17 protein-coding genes are annotated in these 19,996 nt (G+C 57.9%); 16 read left to right on the plus strand and 1 reads right to left on the minus strand.

Going from position 1 to position 19,996, the window contains the following annotated elements:
• The first annotated feature begins 27 nt into the window (after window positions 1-27).
• Entirely contained in the window at window positions 28-414 is a 387-nt protein-coding gene (locus tag AC2D8V_RS12950) for a hypothetical protein (protein ID WP_484733992.1), read from the plus strand.
• A 2-nt stretch (window positions 415-416) separates the two neighbouring features.
• Window positions 417-1,193, plus strand: a complete 777-nt coding sequence (locus AC2D8V_RS12955) for a hypothetical protein (protein WP_484733993.1) — start codon at window positions 417-419, stop codon at window positions 1,191-1,193.
• Between the two features lie 18 nt (window positions 1,194-1,211).
• Here AC2D8V_RS12955 and AC2D8V_RS12960 read toward each other — a convergent pair whose 3' ends face one another.
• Complete coding sequence (locus tag AC2D8V_RS12960; protein ID WP_484733994.1) at window positions 1,212-1,976, minus strand: DeoR/GlpR family DNA-binding transcription regulator; 765 nt, start codon at window positions 1,974-1,976, stop codon at window positions 1,212-1,214.
• A 267-nt stretch (window positions 1,977-2,243) separates the two neighbouring features.
• Between AC2D8V_RS12960 and glpD the strand changes: the two genes are divergently transcribed.
• From glpD to AC2D8V_RS13030, 14 genes are all read left to right on the plus strand, one after another.
• Window positions 2,244-3,842, plus strand: coding sequence for a glycerol-3-phosphate dehydrogenase (glpD, locus tag AC2D8V_RS12965; RefSeq protein WP_484733995.1), 1,599 nt, complete (start codon window positions 2,244-2,246; stop codon window positions 3,840-3,842).
• 21 nt (window positions 3,843-3,863) lie between these two features.
• Window positions 3,864-4,952 carry an ABC transporter ATP-binding protein gene (locus AC2D8V_RS12970; protein ID WP_484733996.1) on the plus strand — a complete coding sequence of 363 codons (1,089 nt, stop codon included), beginning with the start codon at window positions 3,864-3,866 and terminating at the stop codon, window positions 4,950-4,952.
• A complete protein-coding gene (locus AC2D8V_RS12975) occupies window positions 4,952-6,037 on the plus strand; it encodes an ABC transporter ATP-binding protein (protein ID WP_484733997.1) in 1,086 nt (361 codons plus the stop codon). The genes AC2D8V_RS12970 and AC2D8V_RS12975 overlap by 1 nt, the downstream gene beginning before the upstream one ends.
• Complete coding sequence (locus AC2D8V_RS12980; protein ID WP_484733998.1) at window positions 6,037-6,909, plus strand: carbohydrate ABC transporter permease; 873 nt, start codon at window positions 6,037-6,039, stop codon at window positions 6,907-6,909. The genes AC2D8V_RS12975 and AC2D8V_RS12980 overlap by 1 nt, the downstream gene beginning before the upstream one ends.
• Entirely contained in the window at window positions 6,910-7,803 is an 894-nt protein-coding gene (locus AC2D8V_RS12985) for a carbohydrate ABC transporter permease (protein ID WP_484733999.1), read from the plus strand.
• Between the two features lie 13 nt (window positions 7,804-7,816).
• Entirely contained in the window at window positions 7,817-8,089 is a 273-nt protein-coding gene (locus AC2D8V_RS12990) for a DUF2160 domain-containing protein (protein ID WP_484734000.1), read from the plus strand.
• 76 nt (window positions 8,090-8,165) lie between these two features.
• Window positions 8,166-9,893: an ABC transporter substrate-binding protein gene (locus AC2D8V_RS12995; RefSeq protein ID WP_484734001.1), complete on the plus strand. Its 1,728-nt coding sequence runs from the start codon at window positions 8,166-8,168 to the stop codon at window positions 9,891-9,893.
• A gap of 99 nt (window positions 9,894-9,992) precedes the next feature.
• On the plus strand, window positions 9,993-11,480 hold the full coding sequence (gene glpK, locus AC2D8V_RS13000; RefSeq protein ID WP_484734002.1) for a glycerol kinase GlpK: 1,488 nt from the start codon (window positions 9,993-9,995) through the stop codon (window positions 11,478-11,480).
• 16 nt (window positions 11,481-11,496) lie between these two features.
• Window positions 11,497-12,642, plus strand: coding sequence for an iron-containing alcohol dehydrogenase (locus AC2D8V_RS13005; protein ID WP_484734003.1), 1,146 nt, complete (start codon window positions 11,497-11,499; stop codon window positions 12,640-12,642).
• A 224-nt stretch (window positions 12,643-12,866) separates the two neighbouring features.
• Entirely contained in the window at window positions 12,867-13,877 is a 1,011-nt protein-coding gene (gap, locus tag AC2D8V_RS13010; protein WP_484734004.1) for a type I glyceraldehyde-3-phosphate dehydrogenase, read from the plus strand.
• A 34-nt stretch (window positions 13,878-13,911) separates the two neighbouring features.
• Complete coding sequence (gene edd, locus AC2D8V_RS13015) at window positions 13,912-15,717, plus strand: phosphogluconate dehydratase (protein WP_484734005.1); 1,806 nt, start codon at window positions 13,912-13,914, stop codon at window positions 15,715-15,717.
• A gap of 10 nt (window positions 15,718-15,727) precedes the next feature.
• Window positions 15,728-16,375, plus strand: a complete 648-nt coding sequence (eda, locus tag AC2D8V_RS13020; protein WP_484734006.1) for a bifunctional 4-hydroxy-2-oxoglutarate aldolase/2-dehydro-3-deoxy-phosphogluconate aldolase — start codon at window positions 15,728-15,730, stop codon at window positions 16,373-16,375.
• A 166-nt stretch (window positions 16,376-16,541) separates the two neighbouring features.
• Window positions 16,542-17,486: a carbohydrate kinase family protein gene (locus AC2D8V_RS13025; protein ID WP_484734007.1), complete on the plus strand. Its 945-nt coding sequence runs from the start codon at window positions 16,542-16,544 to the stop codon at window positions 17,484-17,486.
• A gap of 79 nt (window positions 17,487-17,565) precedes the next feature.
• Entirely contained in the window at window positions 17,566-19,989 is a 2,424-nt protein-coding gene (locus AC2D8V_RS13030) for a glycogen/starch/alpha-glucan phosphorylase (protein WP_484734008.1), read from the plus strand.
• Window positions 19,990-19,996 lie beyond the last annotated feature (7 nt).

A 19,996-nucleotide genomic window follows, 5' to 3' on the forward strand; every position in this document is an offset into this window, starting at 1 on the left:
CGCGGCACCTTTCTGAACGGTGGTCGAGTGTCCGTAGGCAAAGAACTTGCAGACTTCCGAAAACGCTTTCCGGCGTGCGGCATCGTGGCGTTTGCCGATTTGTCCACCGGTATGGTTCTGGCCTCTGAAACCCGTTCTAAAGTCACCCAGGAAAAACTCGATGCGCTGTGTGAGGCGGCTTTCCAGGGGCTAACGGGCCGTGTGCCAACCGCGATCTTGCAGGAATTCTCGCAAGATGGGCAATTGAGCCTGAACACGAGTGTGGTCGCGCATAGAGAGGCGACCCAATGTTTCATTCGCGCGCCCGCACCGGCGCAAGAGGCACTCTGCCTTGTCTTTGACGCGCCGTTCGATCTGGCGGGCGTGATAGATGCCGGGGCCAGCCTGCTCGATCAGATCATGGCAGATACCTGAACATGGCCGGCGACGTCCTGAGCGATACGACAAGGTTGATGCGGGTGATCGGCGCGCTGTCTTCCATTTCCGAAGACATCGATGCCAGCGGGCGGTTGTTAAAGCCCGAGGTGGCAAACAGCCAGACAGTTTTGGATCTCATTCTCATTGAAATCACCGAAACTGTGTTGCGCCGTACCTTGGTTTTCCAAGATGACAACGGCCAAAGTCTGGCACTAGAGGTTGCAGAACGGCGGATCATTCAGATCCTGACTTTGCCCGATGGGGCATGCGCCCAGCCAGAGGGGGAACCGATCACCCATCGCACGCTGACATCTGACGACGCGCCAGCCGTGATGTCATTGCTACAGGCGTTCAGTGACAAGGCGCGGCAGATCCGTGTTGTGTCGCACCTGCCGGATGATCCACATGACGGCGCGCTTGACGGTGTGTCATGCCACGATTTGTTGCAATTTGTGCAAGATCCGCAGCCCGCAACAAAGATCGAACCACGGATCATCTCGGCAATTGAGGCTTCCAAGAAACATGCGCGGGCGCTTGTCGTGACCAACGGTGGTCAGGTCGCCATCCGCTGGGGTGAAGAGGCCGCTTGCCAAGCGTTAACGCGCATTCAGTCCGTTGCTACTGTCGCCGCGCAAGAGCATTCCCTTCGGCTTTGGTACCTTGGTGACGCCGCAATCATTATGGGGCAAAAGGCGTCGATGTATGTCTGGGTTAAGGGGCAGGCAGATCAGCTTGAGGATGTATTCCAAGCCTGGAAAGCAGCACTGCTCGACTGATCCGCGCTCCGATGAAATTCAGCGCCCGACGACCACCACGCGCGTGTCCCAATCCGCGCATCTCGCGGACAGGTCTTTTGAAAAGGGTTGATCGGTAAAAACCGTATCAAGCACCTGCAACGAGGCGATGCGCGCTGGCGCAGAACGGTTGAATTTCGACACATCCGCCACCAGAAAGGGCTTGCGCGCGCGCGCCAAGATGGTCTGACTTACCCCGACCTCTTCTATGTCGAAGTCCATCATGTCGCCGTCCTGATCTAGCGCCGAACATCCGATTACCGCGATGTCGAACTTGAACTGCCGGATCGCCTCGACCGCGACGTGGCCGACCAGACCGTTATCGGCCCGACGCAACTTGCCACCCGTCAGAATGGTTTCGCATTCAGTGTTTTCGGCAAGAATACTGGCAACATTCATATTGTTGGTGACGACCATCAGATCACGGTGGTGCAGTAATTGCCGCGCAACCGCTTCTGTGCTTGTCCCGATGTTGAGGAAAACAGAACTGCCATCCGGTATCTGCTCTGCACAAGCACGCGCAATGGCAAGCTTGGCCGCTTCATTGAGGTTGCGCCGTTCCTCATACTCGATGTTGGTTGTGCCAGAAGGCAAAATGGCGCCGCCGTGTACGCGTTCCAGTTTGTTCGCTTCGGCCAGTTCGGTGAGGTCGCGGCGAATCGTTTGCAAGGTCACACCGAAATGTTCCGCCAGTTGTTCGACGGTTACCTTGCCTTCGCGTTTGGCGATTTCAAGAATATCAGGATGGCGAAAGGTTTGAGACATGAGGTATCAAAATTTTAATATTTTCAGTGATTTGCAATTATTTCGCCGCGCGTGGCTCCGGGCATGGGGCAGCCCTTGTATGCGTGCGCCGGACGTGTGGTTAGTGTTTCCAAACCCAAGAATTTCTCCGGTTTTCCATGCGTTAGTTTCATTTAATCTGGCGTTCGGCTTTTCGTTTGCCAAGTAAAAACGAACATTAACGAAAAAAATCGCTTGTACGCGCCATGGTGCTAAGCTACCACTTGCCTGTCAGTTCGAGGAGGGGATGTGACAGAGCAGCGCGCGGATACGTACGACATTTTTATCGTAGGTGGCGGCATCAATGGATGTGGCATCGCGCGCGACGCAGCCGGGCGAGGGCTGTCCGTCGGTCTGGCAGAGATGAACGATCTGGCCTCGGCGACTTCCTCAGCTTCGACCAAGCTTTTTCATGGCGGGCTTCGCTATCTGGAGTATTTCGAGGTCAATCTAGTGCGTCACGCGCTGGCCGAACGCGAGACGCTGCTGACCGCGATGCCACACATCAGCTGGCCCATGCGATTTGTGCTGCCATACCATCCTGACATGCGCTTTGAGGGGGCGACGCCCACATCGCGCATCCTCAATACAGTGATGCCTTGGATGAAGGGGCGGCGCCCAGCGTGGCTGATCCGGTTTGGGTTGATGCTCTACGATAACCTCGGCGGTCGAAAGATCCTGCCTGCCACCAAAACCCTTTCTCTGCAGGATACGCCAGAAGGCGAGCCCCTTGAGGATCGTTTTGAGAAAGCGTTCGAGTATTCCGATTGCTGGATAGAGGATTCGCGGCTGGTCGTGTTGAACGCACGCGACGCTGACATGCGGGGTGCCGACATCATGGTGCGCACCAAGGTCGTTTCTGCGGCGCGCGACGGCGACCATTGGGACATTTCTTTGGAGAACACTGCCACGGGCGAAAAGCATGCGGTGCGCGCACGCATGCTGGTCAACGCTGGCGGCCCTTGGGTTGGCGACATCATCCAGCAAAAGGTACGCATCAACTCGACGGAAGGGGTGCGTCTTGTTCGTGGCAGCCATATTGTCACGCGCAAGCTTTACGATCACGACAAGTGCTACTTTTTCCAAGGTACCGACGGGCGTATCATTTTTGCCATTCCTTATGAGACGGATTTTACGCTGATCGGCACAACGGATGCCGAGCATTCCGATCCGGATGTTAAGCCGACCTGTACAGATGAAGAGCGCGATTACCTTGTTGATTTCATTAATCAATATCTCAAGGCAGACATCACTTCAAAAGACGTTGTCTGGTCCTATTCCGGTGTGCGCCCGTTGTACGATGACGGTCAGAGCAGTGCGACAGCCGCCACCCGTGACTACACGCTGAAAGTTGAAAGCACAGGCGGCGCGCCGATCCTGAATGTCTTCGGCGGCAAGATCACGACCTATCGCAAACTGGCCGAGGACGCGATGGACAAGATTGTCCCGTTTTTTCCCGGCACATCAGGGCATTGGACGGCAGGTGTTGCCCTTCCCGGCGGGGACTTTGCCGTCAACGCTTTCGAGACGTTGGTTAACCGCTTGCAAGATGACTACAGTTTTCTGTCCCCCTTTTGGGCGCATCGTCTGGTGCGTGCCTATGGTACGGACAGTTGGAAGATTCTCGCCGGGGTTACCGATGTGGCCGCTCTGGGACAGGATTTCGGCGCGACACTTACCGCGCGCGAGATCGATTGGCTAATGTCTAAAGAATACGCGCAAACAGCCGAAGACGTCGTCTGGCGCAGAAACAAACTTGGCTTGCGGCTCACTGAAAGTGAGATCGCAGCGCTGCAAACGTACATGTCCGACAGAATGTCGGAGCGCAGGGCGCGCGCAGCGGAATAGAAAAACAAAAGGGGGGGTGGCATGACCTTGGTTCTGGAAGGTGTGTCAAAAACCGTTGGTGGGGAAACCCACATTTATCCGACGGATCTTGAGCTACAAAAGGGGTCGATGAACGTACTGCTTGGTCCGACGTTGTCGGGCAAGACATCTTTGATGCGGCTGATGGCCGGCTTGGATGTGCCAGTACAGGGGCGGGTCATTTGGAACGGGGAAGATGTCACCGGTATGCGGGTGCAGGACCGCAAGGTGGCAATGGTGTATCAGCAATTCATCAATTACCCGTCGATGACCGTTTACGACAACATCGCCTCGCCTATGAAGCTTGTGGGCAAATCGCGGGCCGAAATTGACAAGGCCGTGCGCGAAACCGCCGAGTTGATGCAGTTGTCGCCGATGCTGGACCGCAAACCGCTCGAGTTGTCGGGCGGTCAGCAGCAGCGCTGCGCACTTGCGCGTGCGCTTGTTAAAAATGCGGGTCTTGTGCTGCTTGACGAGCCGCTCGCCAACCTTGATTACAAGTTGCGTGAGGAGTTGCGCGCGGAAATCCCCAAGATCTTCGAAGCATCCGGGTCGATCTTTGTTTACGCCACGACCGAGCCGGAAGAGGCGCTGCTGCTCGGAGGGAACACCGCGACACTGTGGGAAGGCAGGGTCACCCAGTTTGACCGCACCCCTTCAGTCTATCGAAAGCCCGTGAATGCAACGACGGCGCGCGTTTTCTCTGATCCGCCGATGAACTTCCTGCAAGTCACCAAGAGCGGAAACGAGCTTTCCTTCGGTGACGGGCAGCGTGCGCCTGTCCCCGCGGGGACAGAAGGGCTGAGTGACGGGGCATATACCGCGGGCTTCAGGCCCAACCACCTTGAGTTGACGCCGCATGTCGCGGGAACCATGAGTTTCAATACCACGCTGGCGGTGACTGAAATCACCGGGTCCGAGACCTTTATCCACCTTGAGCATCATGGCGAGCGGTGGGTCGGTCTTGTGCATGGTGTCCAAAACCTGACACCGGGGCAATCTCTGACCGTCCATCTTGATCCGGCGCATGTCTACCTGTTCGCAAAAGACGGTCAGCTTGTGGCCGCAGCACCCTATGCGGAGGCGGCATAATGGCTAAAATCACGCTTGATAACCTTGCGCATTCTTATCTGCCGTCTCCCGCGTCAGAGGATGACTATGCGCTCAAGGAATTGAACCACGATTGGGTCGACGGCGAGGCCTATGCCTTGCTTGGCGCATCCGGCTGCGGAAAATCGACGTTGCTCAATATCATCTCGGGGCTGTTGCACCCGAGCCAGGGGCGCATCCTGTTTGACGACGAGGACGTAACAAACGCCCCGACTGCGGACCGCAACATCGCGCAGGTGTTCCAGTTTCCAGTGGTCTACGACACGATGACAGTGCGCGACAACCTTGCCTTCCCGCTGCGCAACAGAGGCGCAGATACGGCCTATATCGCTGAACGCGTTCAACAAATTGGCAAGATGATCGGCATGGAGGCTGAACTGGACCGCAAGGCGCGGGGTCTCACGGCAGATGCCAAGCAGAAGATTTCGCTTGGCCGTGGTATGGTGCGCGAGGATGTCAACGCACTGTTGTTTGACGAACCGTTAACCGTGATCGACCCGCATATGAAATGGGAGTTGCGCACGCAGTTGAAATCCTTGCACCACGAGTTTGGTCACACGATGATTTACGTGACCCATGACCAGACCGAGGCGCTGACCTTCGCGGATAAGGTCGTGGTGATGTACGATGGTCGCGTGGTGCAGATCGGCACGCCGCAAGAACTCTTTGAGCGGCCTGCGCACACATTTGTCGGTTATTTCATCGGCTCGCCCGGCATGAACCTCTTTGATGCAAAAATCGATGGCGCTGTCGCGCAGATCGCGGGCACCAAGGTGCCACTTGGGGCGGGATATGCGCCGACAGGCGGCAAACTGCAGGTCGGCATCCGCCCGGAATTCATCAAGCTTGGCCAATCCGAAAACGGCGTTCCGGCCCGGATCACGCGGGTCGAGGATGTGGGGCGGCACAAGATCGTGCGGCTGGATGTGGAAGGTCGGCAGATCAACGCGATCGCGGACGAGACGACAACGATATCCGAAGGCGCACAGCGCATCACTTTCGATCCCAAAGGCATCAATGTGTATGCCGACGATTGGCGTATCGCACCGGCAGGGGAGGCCGCCTGATGAACAAGACAGTCAACCAAAAGGCGTGGTTCCTTGTTTTGCCCGTTCTTGTGCTGGTGGCGTTTTCCGCTGTGATCCCGCTGATGACGGTGGTGAACTATTCTGTGCAGGACACGTTCGGAAATAACCAGTTCTTCTGGGCAGGTCTGGAATGGTTCCGCGAGATGCTGCAGGACGACCGCATGTGGGACGCACTTTGGCGGCAGATGACCTTTTCGGCCATCATTCTTGCCATTGAAATCCCTTTGGGAATTTTCGTGGCGCTGAACATGCCAAAGAAAGGCTTCTGGGCGTCTTTCTGCCTCGTGCTGATGTCATTGCCGTTGTTGATCCCTTGGAACGTGGTTGGCACGATCTGGCAGATTTTTGGCCGCGTCGACATCGGGCTTTTGGGCTATACGCTTGATAAAATAGGGGTTTCCTACAACTACACGCAGGATGTCTTTGCCGCATGGGTGACGGTTATCGTCATGGATGTCTGGCATTGGACCTCTCTGGTCGCGCTACTGGCCTACGCCGGTCTGCAGTCTATTCCGAATGCGTACTACCAAGCCGCAAAGATCGATCAGGCCAGCCGCTGGGCCGTGTTCCGTTACATCGAACTGCCCAAGATGGCCGGTGTTTTGATGATCGCGATCCTGTTGCGGTTCATGGACAGCTTTATGATCTATACCGAGCCGTTTGTGGTCACTGGCGGCGGTCCGGGCAATGCCACGACCTTCCTGTCCATTGACCTTGTGAAGATGGCGCTTGGGCAGTTTGATCTGGGACCGGCCGCGGCCTTCTCGATCATGTACTTCCTCGTCATCCTGCTGATCTCTTGGGTGTTCTACACAGTGATGACAAATCTCGACAAAAGGGATGGTGTATAAATGAGCGACACAACCATTCAGGCGCCGGGCGCGGGCAGTATTCCCGGCAAGATCACTGAGAGCGCACCGAAGGCTGCGCGCCGCAAGGAGCCGCGCATCAACCGCTCGGCTATTGTGATGGGGCTTTACCTGCTTTTCCTGCTGTTGCCCATCTACTGGCTGGTCAACATGAGCCTCAAGACGAACACGGAAATTCTGGGGGAGTTCTCTCTGTTTCCGCGGGATCTGACTTTTGCGAATTATATCAAGATCCTGACGGACGAGAGTTGGTACATCGGTTACGTCAACTCGCTGATCTACGTCGTGATGAATACGGTTATCAGCCTCGCCGTTGCGTTGCCGGCCGCTTATGCGTTTTCGCGCTACAGCTTTATGGGCGACAAGCACCTTTTCTTCTGGCTGCTGACCAACCGGATGGCGCCGCCGGCGGTATTTGCGCTGCCGTTTTTCCAACTTTATTCGTCGGTGGGTTTGTTTGACACACACATCGCCGTGGCGTTGGCGCATTGCCTTTTCAACGTGCCACTGGCGGTCTGGATCCTCGAAGGCTTCATGCGGGGCGTGCCCAAGGAAATAGATGAGACGGCTTACCTCGACGGGTATTCCTTCCCTCGTTTCTTTGTGCAGATCTTTACGCCGCTGATTGCCTCGGGAATTGGGGTTGCGGCTTTCTTCTGCTTTATGTTCTCATGGGTTGAATTGTTGTTGAGCCGTACACTCACAACGGTGGATGCAAAGCCAATCGCGGCGATCATGACGCGGACCCAAGGCGCGGCGGGCATCGACTGGGGTGTTTTGGCCGCGGCAGGTGTCCTGACAATCGTACCAGGAGCCTTGGTCATCTATTTCGTGCGCAACTACATCGCCAAGGGCTTTGCCCTCGGGCGGGTATAAGGGAGGATTTCCAATGGCTTGGATGGCATGGACGTGGCCGACTGCTGCCTTTTTCGGGGTCATCGCGGCGCTGCTGATCACATTTACAATTCTTGCAATAAAATTTCCCGAGACGCCGCGCGTCGGCATCTTGCGGATTGAAACAACGCGTGGGGACCGTCTGTTCATCACGCTGTTGGGCTCGGCCTTTATCAACCTGATCTGGCTGGGTCTGGAGGTCGCACCACAGCCTTATGCGCTGCTTGCGTGTCTGGTTTACGCAGCAGCAGTGTTTCGCTGGGTGTGAGCGAAGAGAAGGGTGCGCCCGGGATCACTCGGGCGGCCGCAACAAACAGTTCGTATAAAAGTCTGGGAGGACATCAATGAACTATTCACTGAAATCAACCACGGCGATGGGCGCCTTGGTCGCATCGCTTCTGGCGGTGCCGGCCTGGGCGGACATGGACGCCGCGATGGAGTTTCTTGACAATGAGATCAACGGCCTGAGCGTTCTGAGCCGAGATGAGCAGGAAGCGGAGATGCAATTCTTCGTTGACGCGGCCCAGCCTTTTGAAGGCATGGAGATCAAGGTTGTCTCGGAAACGATCACGACGCACGAGTACGAAAGCCAGGTACTTGCACCAGCGTTTACTGCGATCACCGGCATTAAGGTGACGCATGACCTGATCGGTGAGGGTGATGTTGTTGAGAAGCTGCAGACGCAAATGCAGTCGGGCGAAAACATCTATGACGCCTACATCAACGACTCTGATCTTATCGGCACGCACTGGCGCTACCAGCAGGTGCGCAACCTGACCGATTGGATGGCGGGCGAGGGCTCTGACGTGACGTTGCCTACGCTCGACGTGGAAGACTTCATCGGGACATCCTTCACCACGGGTCCTGATGGCAAGCTCTACCAGCTGCCAAGCCAGCAGTTCGCGAACCTTTACTGGTTCCGTTATGACTGGTTCAACGATGAAAAGAACAAGGCCGACTTCAAAGCGGCTTATGGTTATGACCTTGGCGTTCCGGTGAACTGGACGGCATATGAGGACATCGCCGAGTTCTTCACAGGCCGCGATCTGAGCCACATGGGTGTCGATGGCGAAATCTTTGGCAACATGGATTACGGCAAGAAAGACCCGTCGCTTGGCTGGCGCTACACTGACGCGTGGATGTCCATGGCAGGTATGGGCGACGTTGGCGAGCCAAACGGTCTGCCGGTCGATGAGTGGGGCATTCGTGTAAACGAAAACTCGCAACCAACCGGTTCCTGCGTGGCGCGCGGTGGTGCGACCAACTCGCCTGCGGCTGTATATGCCGTGACCAAGGCGATTGAATGGCTGCAAAAGTACTCGCCCCCTGCGGCGGCCGGTATGACGTTCTCTGAAGCGGGTCCCATCCCGGCGCAGGGCAACGTGGCGCAGCAGATGTTCTGGTACACCGCGTTTACAGCCGCCACGGTCGAGCCTGACCTGCCGGTGATGAACGAGGACGGCACACCGAAATGGCGGATGGCACCATCCCCGCACGGTGTGTACTGGAAAGAAGGCCAGAAGATCGGCTATCAGGACGCCGGTTCGTGGACGCTGATGCAGTCCACGCCTGTGGATCGTGCGAAAGCGGCGTGGCTTTATGCGCAGTTCGTCGTGTCCAAGACGGTCGACCTGAAAAAGTCTGACGTTGGTCTGACGTTCATCCGCGAGTCCACCATTGACAGTCAGCACTTCACGGATCGTGCAGACAAGCTGGGTGGTCTGGTCGAATTCTACCGCTCGCCTGCGCGTGTGGCTTGGTCGCCAACTGGCACGAACGTGCCTGACTATCCAAAGCTCGCGCAGCTGTGGTGGCAGAACATCGGTGACGCCATGTCCGGTGCGAAGACACCTCAGGAAGCACTTGATGCGCTTTGCGCAGACCAAGAACGCGTGCTTGAGCGTCTGGAACGTGCCGGTGTCCAAGGCGATCTCGGCCCTGTCATGAACGACGAGCAGGATGCGCAGTACTGGTTCGACCAGCCCGGTGCGCCCTATGCCAAGCTGGACAACGAGGACGAAGAGCCCAAGACAGTCAGCTATGACGAGCTGATCAAATCCTGGGAAAACTGATCCTTAGATGACAAGAATGGTCGGGGCGCAGCGAAAGCGCCCCGATCTTTTGCGGTCTGGAAAGCCGCACGAAATTCAAGACTAAACCGCGAGGGCACCATGACCCATATTCTCGCCATCGATCAGGGCACCACATCATCGCGCGCCATTGTTTTTGACGCTGACATGAAGATCAAAGCGACAGCACAGGAAGAGTTTCCGCAGCATTTTCCTGACAGCGGCTGGGTTGAGCATGATCCGGGTGATCTGTGGTCGACCACAGCCGGCACGTGCCGCGCAGCGATTGAAAAAGCAGGTCTGGGCCCGGACGATATCGCCGCTATCGGCATTACCAACCAACGTGAAACCGTGGTGGTCTGGGACAAGAAAACCGGCCAGCCGGTGTATAAGGCGATTGTCTGGCAAGACCGACGCACCGCCGATTTCTGCCGCGAACTGCGCGACGCGGGCCACGACAAGATGATCACGGCCCGGACCGGGCTGCTGGCGGATCCGTATTTTTCTGCGACAAAGCTGAAATGGATTCTGGACCACGTGGACGGTGCGCGCGACCGTGCGGCCAAAGGCGAATTGCTCTTTGGAACCGTAGACTGTTTCCTGATCTGGAAACTGACGGGCGGCGCGGAACATGTCACGGATGCGACGAATGCGGCAAGAACTTCGCTGTATGACATTCACAAAGGACGGTGGAGCACAACGATCTGTGCATTGTTCGACATCCCCATCGAGATGCTCCCAGAGGTCAAGGATTGTGCCGCCGACTTTGGCGTGACACGACCTGATCTGTTTGGTCGCCCCATACCGATCCTTGGTGTCGCGGGCGATCAGCAAGCCGCCACAATCGGTCAGGCCTGTTTTGAACCCGGCATGCTGAAATCGACCTATGGGACGGGATGTTTTGCGCTCTTAAACACTGGCGACGCGGCCGTGTCTTCGCAAAACCGTTTGCTCACAACGATTGCCTATCAATTTGACGGCAAGCCCACCTACGCGCTGGAAGGGTCGATTTTTATTGCGGGCGCGGTCGTGCAGTGGCTGCGCGACGGGCTGAAAATCATCCGTCAGGCCTCAGAGACGCAGCCTATGGCTGAAAAAGCTGACCCGAACCAGAATGTGGTTCTGGTGCCGGCATTTGTCGGTCTTGGGGCGCCATATTGGAATGCCGAGTGCCGAGGCGCTGTTTTCGGGTTGACGCGCAATTCCGGACCCGAGGAGTTCGCCAAGGCCGCACTGGAAAGCGTAGGCTATCAGACACGTGACCTTTTGGAAGCGATGCAGGCGGACTGGCAGAGCGACGCGGGCAGCGCCACGCTGCGGGTCGACGGCGGCATGTCTGCGTCGGACTGGGCGATGCAGTTTCTGTCAGACATCATCGGCGCGTCGGTAGACCGTCCCGAAGTTCTGGAAACCACCGCCTTGGGTGTGGCGTGGCTGGCGGGCCAGCGCGCGGGCATCTACCCCGATCAGGCTGGTTTTTCTCAGAGCTGGGCGCTGGAAAAGACGTTTGATCCGCAGATGGGCGAGGATGCGCGAGACGCAAAATATGCGGCGTGGAAACGTGCCGTTAGCGCGACCCTGAGTTTTTGACAGTCGGGCACAGGCCATGACAAAATTTGATTTTCTCACAGCGGGCCACATCCGCTTTGGTCGCGGGCAGGCGGACGCTGCAGTGGCAGCGGTGGCACAGTTGGGGCGTCGCGTGCTTTTGGTGCGTGGCCGCTCGGTTGGCTGGGCCAGCCGTTTTGCCAACGAACTGGGCGCCGCGGGCTGCGACGTACAAGAGCATCTGTCCATTGGCGAGCCCACATTGGGTGCGGTGGAGCAAGGGCGCATCGTGGCACGTGACGCGGGCGTTGAGGTCGTGGTTGCCGTCGGGGGTGGTGCTGCAATTGACCTTGGCAAAGCGATTGCCGCTTTGGTGCCAAGCGAATGGGCCGCGCTGACCCATCTGGAAGGCGTTGGCGACGGTCGACCGCTTGTTGCCGATCCGTTGCCCTTCGTGGCCATCCCGACCACGGCAGGCACGGGTGCAGAGGTGACCAAGAACGCGGTGATTGCCGTTCCTGACGCGGGCCGTAAGGTCAGCCTGAGAGATCAGCGCATGTTGCCTGATCTGGCTATCGTTGACCCTGCACTTACAGATAACGCGCCTCGCGAGGTAACCCTCGCATCCGGTCTGGATGCGCTCACGCAGGTGGTTGAGCCTTACCTGACACCAAGAGCAAACCCGCTGACCGATGCCTTATGTCAGGCCGCGATCCCGATGGCCTTGCGTGCGTTACAACGTCTGGCCGCAGGCGAAGATGCCTCTGCGCGCGATGACATGTGCTTTGTCAGCCTGTGTGGGGGCATGGCGCTGGCAAATGCCGGATTGGGGGCGGTGCATGGATTGGCAGGCGTTATCGGCGGGCGCCTGGGAGCGCCCCACGGGTTGATATGCGGTCGGCTGCTGGGGCCGGTGCTTGTCGAAAATCACCAAGCGCTTTTGGACGAAGGCGCGCCGGTGCACAGGTTTGCCGAGCTTGGCGGCTGGATGTCCGCAGCATGGGAGGTGTCGCAGGCGGCGCCGTTTGGCGACCTCTCTGTGCTCTTGGACCGCTGGGAGGTTCCGCGCCTGTCACAATGGATGACGCAGCAGACTGATCTTGCGGCTATTGCAGAAGAGGCCGCTGCTGCCTCGTCAATGAAAGCCAATCCGTGCGTGCTTTCGCAAGCCGCGCTTGTGCGGATCATGCGCGCGGCGGCGTAAACCCTGCAAAAGTGAACAGTGTGCCCTAGCTTTGCAGCAAAGAAGGCAGATGTGCCCATGATCCGAACCGGTTTCAGTCAGATATGCGCAGGACGCATTGCCGCATTTTCAAAAACGTCATTGAAACTCGCACCAAAATGTGATCGTTAGCGCTAACGAAGGCGTGGCGATCTTAGCAGAACCCGAAATTGCCGCGTTGCGGCGTCTCTTGAAGGAGGATGGAAATGTCTCATACAGTTGCAATCAACGGATTTGGCCGTATTGGCCGCGGGGTGCTGCGCGCCATCGTCGAGAACAAGGTCGATGATGTCGAAGTCGTTGCCATCAACGATCTGACGTCGCCAGAGACGCTCGCACATCTATTGAAATATGATTCCGTGCATGGCCGGTTCCCCGGTGAGGTGTCGGTCAGCGGCGAAACGATGGTGGTTAACGGCAAGGAAATCCGGATCACGGCGATCCGCAACCCCGAAGAACTGCCATGGAGCGATGTTGATGTTGCCATGGAATGTACCGGCTTTTTCACCAAGCGCGAGGATGCCGCAAAGCATCTCAAGAACGGATCGAGCCGCGTCCTGATTTCGGCGCCTGGCGCCGGGGCGGACCGTACCATCGTGTTCGGGGTGAATGACGGCGAAATGACGAAGGACGACATCGTAATTTCAAATGCCTCGTGCACAACAAACTGCCTTGCGCCGGTGGCGCATGTGCTGGACGAGCTTGTTGGCATCAAGACCGGCTACATGACGACGATCCACGCCTATACCGGTGACCAGCCTAGCCACGACAGTCCGCACAAGGACCCGTATCGCGGTCGTGCCGCTGCGCTTTCGATGGTACCTACATCCACGGGCGCGGCAAAGGCGATCTCGCTTGTGCTGCCGCATCTGGAAGGGCGGCTGGAGGGGTCTGCGGTGCGGGTGCCAACGCCGAATGTCTCGTTGGTCGATCTCAAGATCATGCCGGAAAAGCCGGCAACAAAAGAAGAGATCAACAGCGCGATGAAGGCCGCGTCTGAGAGCGGGCCGCTCAAAGGTATTTTGGGCTACGCGCCAGAGCCGCTGGTGTCGATGGATTTCAACCACGATCCGCATTCATCCACATTCGCCCCGGCGCAAACAGCGGTGACCGCAGAAGGCATGATCCGTGTGGTCAGCTGGTACGATAACGAATGGGGCTTTGCCAACCGGATGATCGACACAGGCCGGAAACTGGCCGAACTTTCGAAAAGCTGAACGGGCGCGTGCCGCCCTGCATTGGAGAAATGATATGTCACTGAATGAAACCATTGATCGGGTCACGCAGCGCATTATCGAACGCAGTGCAGGACCTCGGCGTGATTACCTCGACCGGATGCAGGCGGCGCGGGTCAAAGGCCCTGCGCGCGCGCATCTTAGCTGCTCGGGGCAGGCACATGCCTATGCAGGCGCCGGACAGGACCAGATGAAGATGGCCCGCGAAAGTGCGGGCAATCTTGGCATCATTACAACCTACAACGACATGCTTTCGGCGCACCAGCCGTTCGAACGGTTCCCCGAACTGATCAAGGAGGCCGCGCGCGATGCGGGTGGTACCGCGCAAGTTGCAGGCGGGGTGCCGGCGATGTGTGACGGGGTCACGCAAGGCGAGCCGGGCATGGAGTTGAGCCTGTTTTCGCGCGATGTCATCGCGATGGCGACAGCGGTTGCGATGAGCCACAATACCTTTGACGCCGCTGTCTATCTCGGTGTGTGCGACAAAATCGTCCCCGGATTGGTGATCGCGGCGCAGACCTTTGGCCATGTGCCCACCGTCTTTCTGCCGGCCGGCCCGATGACTTCGGGCCTCGGCAACGAAGAAAAAAGCCAAGTCCGTCAGAAGTTTGCCGCAGGCGAAGTCGGGCGCGAAGAGTTGATGGCAGCAGAGATGGGGGCTTATCACGGCCCCGGTACCTGCACGTTCTATGGCACTGCGAACACCAATCAGATGCTGATGGAGTTCATGGGGCTTCACCTGCCCGGCACAAGTTTTGTGACGCCGAATACCGGCTTGCGCGATGCGCTGACCAAGGCGGGCGCAAAACGGGCGCTTGAATTGTCTGATCTAGGCAACCACTACACACCGGTCTGCGATATCCTGACAGAAAAGGCCTTTGTGAACGGGATCGTTGGGCTGAATGCCACCGGCGGTTCGACGAACCTTCTCATTCACCTTGTTGCGATGGCGCGCGCCGGGGGCATTATTCTCGACTGGCAGGACTTCTCGGATATCTCCGAGGTGACTCCGCTGCTGGCTCGGGTCTATCCCAACGGGCTTGCAGATGTGAATCATTTCCATGCGGCTGGCGGACTGGGCTACATGATCCATGAATTGCTGGGAGCCGGTCTGTTGCACGACGACACGATGACAGTCGCGGGCGGCGGGCTTGGGCTTTACACGCAAGAGCCAAAGCTGAAGGACGGCGAGGTTGTGTGGGAAGCAGGCACTACCAAGAGCCTGAACGAAAAGATTGTGCGCCCTGCAAGCGAGCCGTTCCAGACGACCGGCGGCCTGAAACGGTTGGGCGGTTCGCTGGGCAATGCGGTCATGAAGGTCTCTGCGGTCAAGCCGGAGCATCAGTATATCGAAGCGCCCGTGCGCGTCTTCCACGATCAGGAATCCGTCAAAGCAGCGTGTCGTGCGCAGGAAATCACGCAGGACACTGTTGTGGTTGTCCGTTTTCAGGGGCCAAAGGCCAACGGGATGCCGGAGTTGCACAGCCTGACGCCGTTGCTCAAAAACATTCAGGCCAAGGGGATCAATGTGGCCCTTGTAACCGATGGGCGCATGTCCGGGGCATCGGGGTCGGTACCTGCTGCGATCCATGTCAGTCCCGAGGCGCTGGATGGTGGCGCGATCGCCAAGCTTCGTGATGGCGACGTCATGCGGGTTGATGCCAATAACGGCACGCTTGAAATCGTGACAGAGGGCGTTCTCGACAGGCCAAACGCAGAAGCCGATACGAGCGTGAGCGCGTTTGGGCTGGGGCGCGAGTTGTTCGCCGGTTTCCGTCGCGATGTCGGTAGCGCCGACACCGGGGCCTGTGCGCTCTTTTGACGAAGGGGATATGACTATGACACCACAAGACGCAAGCAAACGCGCCAGAGAGATATGCGAAATGGCGCCCATCGTGCCTGTGCTGGTGGTCAAGGATGCCGCCGCTGCGCGTCCCTTGGCCGAAGCCTTGGTTGCGGGGGGTCTGCCGGCATTGGAAGTCACCTTGCGCACACCCGCTGCACTGGACGCGATCGCAGAGATGGCCAAGGTGCCCGGCGGGGTCGTTGGGGCAGGGACACTCGTGACGCCCAATGACGTCAAGGCTGCGAAAGCCGCGGGGGCGACTTTTGGGGTTTCGCCCGGCGCGACAGACGAATTGATCGCCGCCTGCGAAGCCGAAGGTTTGCCCCTTTTGGCCGGTGCCGCGACCGCGACGGAGGCGATGCGCCTGCTGGCACGCGGCTATGACATGTTAAAGTTCTTTCCGGCCGAGGCGTCGGGGGGGGCACCTGCGCTGAAAGCCATCGGTGCTCCGCTGCCACAGATATCCTTTTGCCCAACCGGAGGCGTCAGCCCGCAGAACGCGCACAGCTATCTGTCACTGCCGAATGTGGTTTGCGCTGGCGGCAGTTGGGTTGCGCCGGCTGATCTGGTGGAACAAGGCGACTGGGCTGGTATCGAGGCGCTTGCCAAAGACGCGCGCAAGCTTGCTGTCTGATGTGTTATTTTGTGAGCAGATACGCCAGTCGGCTTTGCTGCGAGGCTGCCGTGAGGCCCACGATGGCACGGGCAGAATGCCCCGAGAGCGTGATGCCTTTGACTGGCCTGCCTGCGCGCCGTAACCCTTCGCGGATTTGGCCGTATATCGACCGGGAGTAAATGAGATGATCCTTTGTTGCGGAGAAGCACTGATCGATATGATCCCCCGCCCGGTTGATACTGGCGAAAGCGGGTTTGTACCCCATTCCGGCGGTGCGATTTTCAATACCGCGATTGCCTTGGGGCGGCTGTCTGTCCCGACTGGTTTTGTGAGTGGCCTGTCCAATGATCTGTTCGGGCAGCAACTGGTAGAGGATCTGGCGAAAAGCAATGTGGATGCCAGCCACGCGGTGCGTTCGGACCTGCCGACGACGCTTGCATTTGTGAAGCTTGACAATGGCCATGCAACCTACACGTTTTACGATGAGAACACGGCTGGCCGCAGTTTGACGCCAGACTGGTTGCCGCAGGTTCCTGATGAAACACGCGCGCTCTATTTCGGCGGCATCAGCCTTATTTCTGAGCCTTGCGCGGAGTTTTACGCCGCATTGGCAGAGCGTGAAGCGCCACATCGGGTTATTATGCTTGATCCCAATATCCGGCCCGGTTTTATCCGTGACGAGGCGCGCTACCGCGCGCGGCTGGATCGGATGATGGCAAATGCCGATATCCTTAAAGTCTCTGACGAGGATCTTGCTTGGATCGCCGGCAATGATCTGGGCTACGAAGAACAGGCAAAGGCGCTGTTGTCCGGGCATCTTTCTGTTGTGATTGTTACACGCGGCAGCGACGGTGCAGTCGCCTACTGCGCAAATGGTACCGTGGCAGAGGCCCGCGCGCCCAAAGTCGAAGTGGTCGATACGGTTGGAGCGGGCGACACATTCAATGCGGGCGTTCTGGCATCACTAAGCGACGCTAATCTGCTCGACAAATCGGCTGTTCTGTCTATGTCGCAAGACGCGCTTGCAGCGGCTCTGTCGCTTGGGGCATCCGTGGCTGCCGTGACAGTGTCGCGCGCCGGGGCCAACCCGCCATGGCGTGACGAACTTCAAACTGACAGCAGGCCTTGAGTGTCTGCAGAGGTGATTGAACCAAATAAGACGACTGCTACCGGCGCCACCCAAGCGCCCCGAAGAGTGAAAAGATATCATGCCTGATCAGAGCATTTCGACTATCACTACGACCGATTTCCAAGACGCGATCCTGCGTCATCTCAAGCTGTCTCTGGGCAAGGACCCGCAGCATGCATCGCTTTATGACTGGCGGATGTCTCTGGCGCTGAGCCTGCGCGATCACGTGGTGGACCCGTGGTTCGAGAGCACGCGCAAAACATACGAGGCGCGCGGCAAACGCGTGTACTACTTGTCGATGGAGTTTCTGATCGGCCGTCTGGTTGAGGATGTTGCGGTCAATCTGGGGCTGGAAGAGATCGCGGAACAGGCGATCACCGCGTTGGGGCAGGAATACGCAGCAGTCGTTGCGGATGAACCGGATGCAGCGCTGGGCAACGGCGGGCTGGGGCGTTTGGCGGCCTGCTTTATGGATTCGCTTTCGACCCTTGGTATTCCGGCCTACGGGTACGGCATTCGCTACGAGCACGGTCTTTTTCAGCAACACTTTGAGGACGGTGCACAGATCGAAACGGCAGAAACGTGGCTGGCGCAGAACCACGTGTGGGAGTTTGAACGCCCCGAAGTGTGCTACCCTATCCATTTTGGCGGTCATGTTGCCGACGAAGGCGGCAAATCTGTCTGGCACGCCGGAGAGACGGTTATGGCGTCTGCCTACGACACGCCTGTGGTCGGATGGAAAGGGCGCTGGGCGAACACCTTGCGGCTGTGGGCGGCCAAGCCGACCACGAATTTCGATCTTGAGAGCTTTAATCGCGGCGATTACATCGCGGCCTCTGCGCCCGAAGCGCTCGCCCGGACGATCAGCCGCGTTCTTTATCCCGATGACACAACGGATGTCGGTAAGGAATTGCGTCTCAAGCAGGAGTATTTTTTTACGTCGGCCTCTTTGCAGGACCTGCTGCGGCGTTTCCTGAGCGAAGGCGGCGACCTGCGCGAGTTGCCTGACCACGTTGCGATCCAGCTTAACGACACGCACCCGGCGATTGCCGGTCCGGAACTTGTGCGTCTGCTGATTGACGACCATGGTTTTGAAGTTGCCGAAGCGATCAAAACCGCGCGGGGATGTCTGGCCTATACCAATCACACACTGCTGCCCGAGGCGCTTGAACGCTGGCCCGAAGACCTTTTTGCGCGCATTCTGCCGCGCCATCACCGCATCGTACAACTGATCGAAGCGGCACATTTTGCGACCGCAGGTGAGGATGTCCGCATCCTCGAAAACGGTGAAATCAAGATGGGCGAGCTGGCCTTTATCATGGCGCATCACGTCAACGGTGTCTCTGCGCTGCACTCTGATCTGGTAAAGCAAACTGTATTTGCCGATTTGCACGCGGCGTATCCCGAGCGGATCGTTAATCAGACCAATGGCATTACGCCTCGGCGCTGGCTGTATTCCTGCAACCGCCCTCTGCGCTCTTTGATAAATGAAACGATTGGCAGCAACTGGCCTGACAATCTGGATCAGTTGTCCGGTCTGGTGCCCTATACCGAAGACGCGGGCTTTCTTGACAAATTCCAAGCCGCGAAGGACGCAAACAAGGTGGCGCTGTCGAACTGGCTGGCCGCGCGGGACGACGTGAGCATTGACCCAAAGGCCATGTTCGACGTGCAGATCAAACGCATCCACGAGTACAAACGCCAGTTGATGAATCTGCTGGAGACGGTGGCGCTGTGGAACGACATGCGCGACAACCCTCAGGCAGATTGGACGCCGCGCGTCAAGATATTCGGTGGTAAGGCCGCGCCGGGTTACGTCGTTGCGAAGGAGATTATTCACCTGATCAATGACGTCGCAAAAACGATCAACAAAGATCCGGTGACGCGTGATTGGTTACAGATCGTTTACCCTGAGAACTACAATGTCTCTATGGCAGAAGTGCTAATCCCCGCGGCCGATCTGTCAGAGCAGATTTCGACCGCTGGCAAAGAGGCGTCAGGCACGGGCAACATGAAATTTGCACTTAACGGTGCGCCGACTATTGGCACGCTGGATGGTGCAAATGTCGAAATCAGAGATTGCGTCGGGGCGGAGAACTTCTTTTTGTTTGGCCTCACGGCCGCCGAGGTGACCGCACGCCGGGCAGAGCCTGATTACGCGCGCACCGCCATCATGGCGAGCCCGCGATTGCAGCGTGTGCTGCAACAAATTAGGTCGGGCGCGTTTTCCGCTAAGGACAAAGACCGGTACGTCGGACTTGTCGATGGGTTGTTCAACCACGACTATTTCCTCGTGTCCTGTGATTTTGACAGCTACTTCGCAAAACAGCGCGAGGTTGACGCAGCCTTCCTCGATACGCGAAGCTGGACACGTATGGCCGCGTTGAACACGGCACGGGTGGGTTGGTTCTCTTCAGACCGCACGATTAGCGGCTATGCGAATGAGATTTGGAATGTGAAAAGCCTGACGCGTGGCACAAAAACAAGCCGCGACGTGGCTTAGGGAGGAA

This window comes from Roseobacter sp. YIN89 (assembly GCF_057219365.1).

Coding starts and splice junctions, on each gene's coding strand:
- AC2D8V_RS12955 (WP_484733993.1), top strand. CDS start 417: ATGGCCGGCGACGTCCTGAGCGATACGACAAGGTTGATGCGGGTGATC.
- AC2D8V_RS12960 (WP_484733994.1), bottom strand. CDS start 1,976: ATGTCTCAAACCTTTCGCCATCCTGATATTCTTGAAATCGCCAAACGC.
- AC2D8V_RS12970 (WP_484733996.1), top strand. CDS start 3,864: ATGACCTTGGTTCTGGAAGGTGTGTCAAAAACCGTTGGTGGGGAAACC.
- AC2D8V_RS12975 (WP_484733997.1), top strand. CDS start 4,952: ATGGCTAAAATCACGCTTGATAACCTTGCGCATTCTTATCTGCCGTCT.
- AC2D8V_RS12980 (WP_484733998.1), top strand. CDS start 6,037: ATGAACAAGACAGTCAACCAAAAGGCGTGGTTCCTTGTTTTGCCCGTT.
- AC2D8V_RS12985 (WP_484733999.1), top strand. CDS start 6,910: ATGAGCGACACAACCATTCAGGCGCCGGGCGCGGGCAGTATTCCCGGC.
- AC2D8V_RS12990 (WP_484734000.1), top strand. CDS start 7,817: ATGGCTTGGATGGCATGGACGTGGCCGACTGCTGCCTTTTTCGGGGTC.
- AC2D8V_RS12995 (WP_484734001.1), top strand. CDS start 8,166: ATGAACTATTCACTGAAATCAACCACGGCGATGGGCGCCTTGGTCGCA.
- glpK (WP_484734002.1), top strand. CDS start 9,993: ATGACCCATATTCTCGCCATCGATCAGGGCACCACATCATCGCGCGCC.
- AC2D8V_RS13005 (WP_484734003.1), top strand. CDS start 11,497: ATGACAAAATTTGATTTTCTCACAGCGGGCCACATCCGCTTTGGTCGC.
- gap (WP_484734004.1), top strand. CDS start 12,867: ATGTCTCATACAGTTGCAATCAACGGATTTGGCCGTATTGGCCGCGGG.
- edd (WP_484734005.1), top strand. CDS start 13,912: ATGTCACTGAATGAAACCATTGATCGGGTCACGCAGCGCATTATCGAA.
- eda (WP_484734006.1), top strand. CDS start 15,728: ATGACTATGACACCACAAGACGCAAGCAAACGCGCCAGAGAGATATGC.
- AC2D8V_RS13025 (WP_484734007.1), top strand. CDS start 16,542: ATGATCCTTTGTTGCGGAGAAGCACTGATCGATATGATCCCCCGCCCG.
- AC2D8V_RS13030 (WP_484734008.1), top strand. CDS start 17,566: ATGCCTGATCAGAGCATTTCGACTATCACTACGACCGATTTCCAAGAC.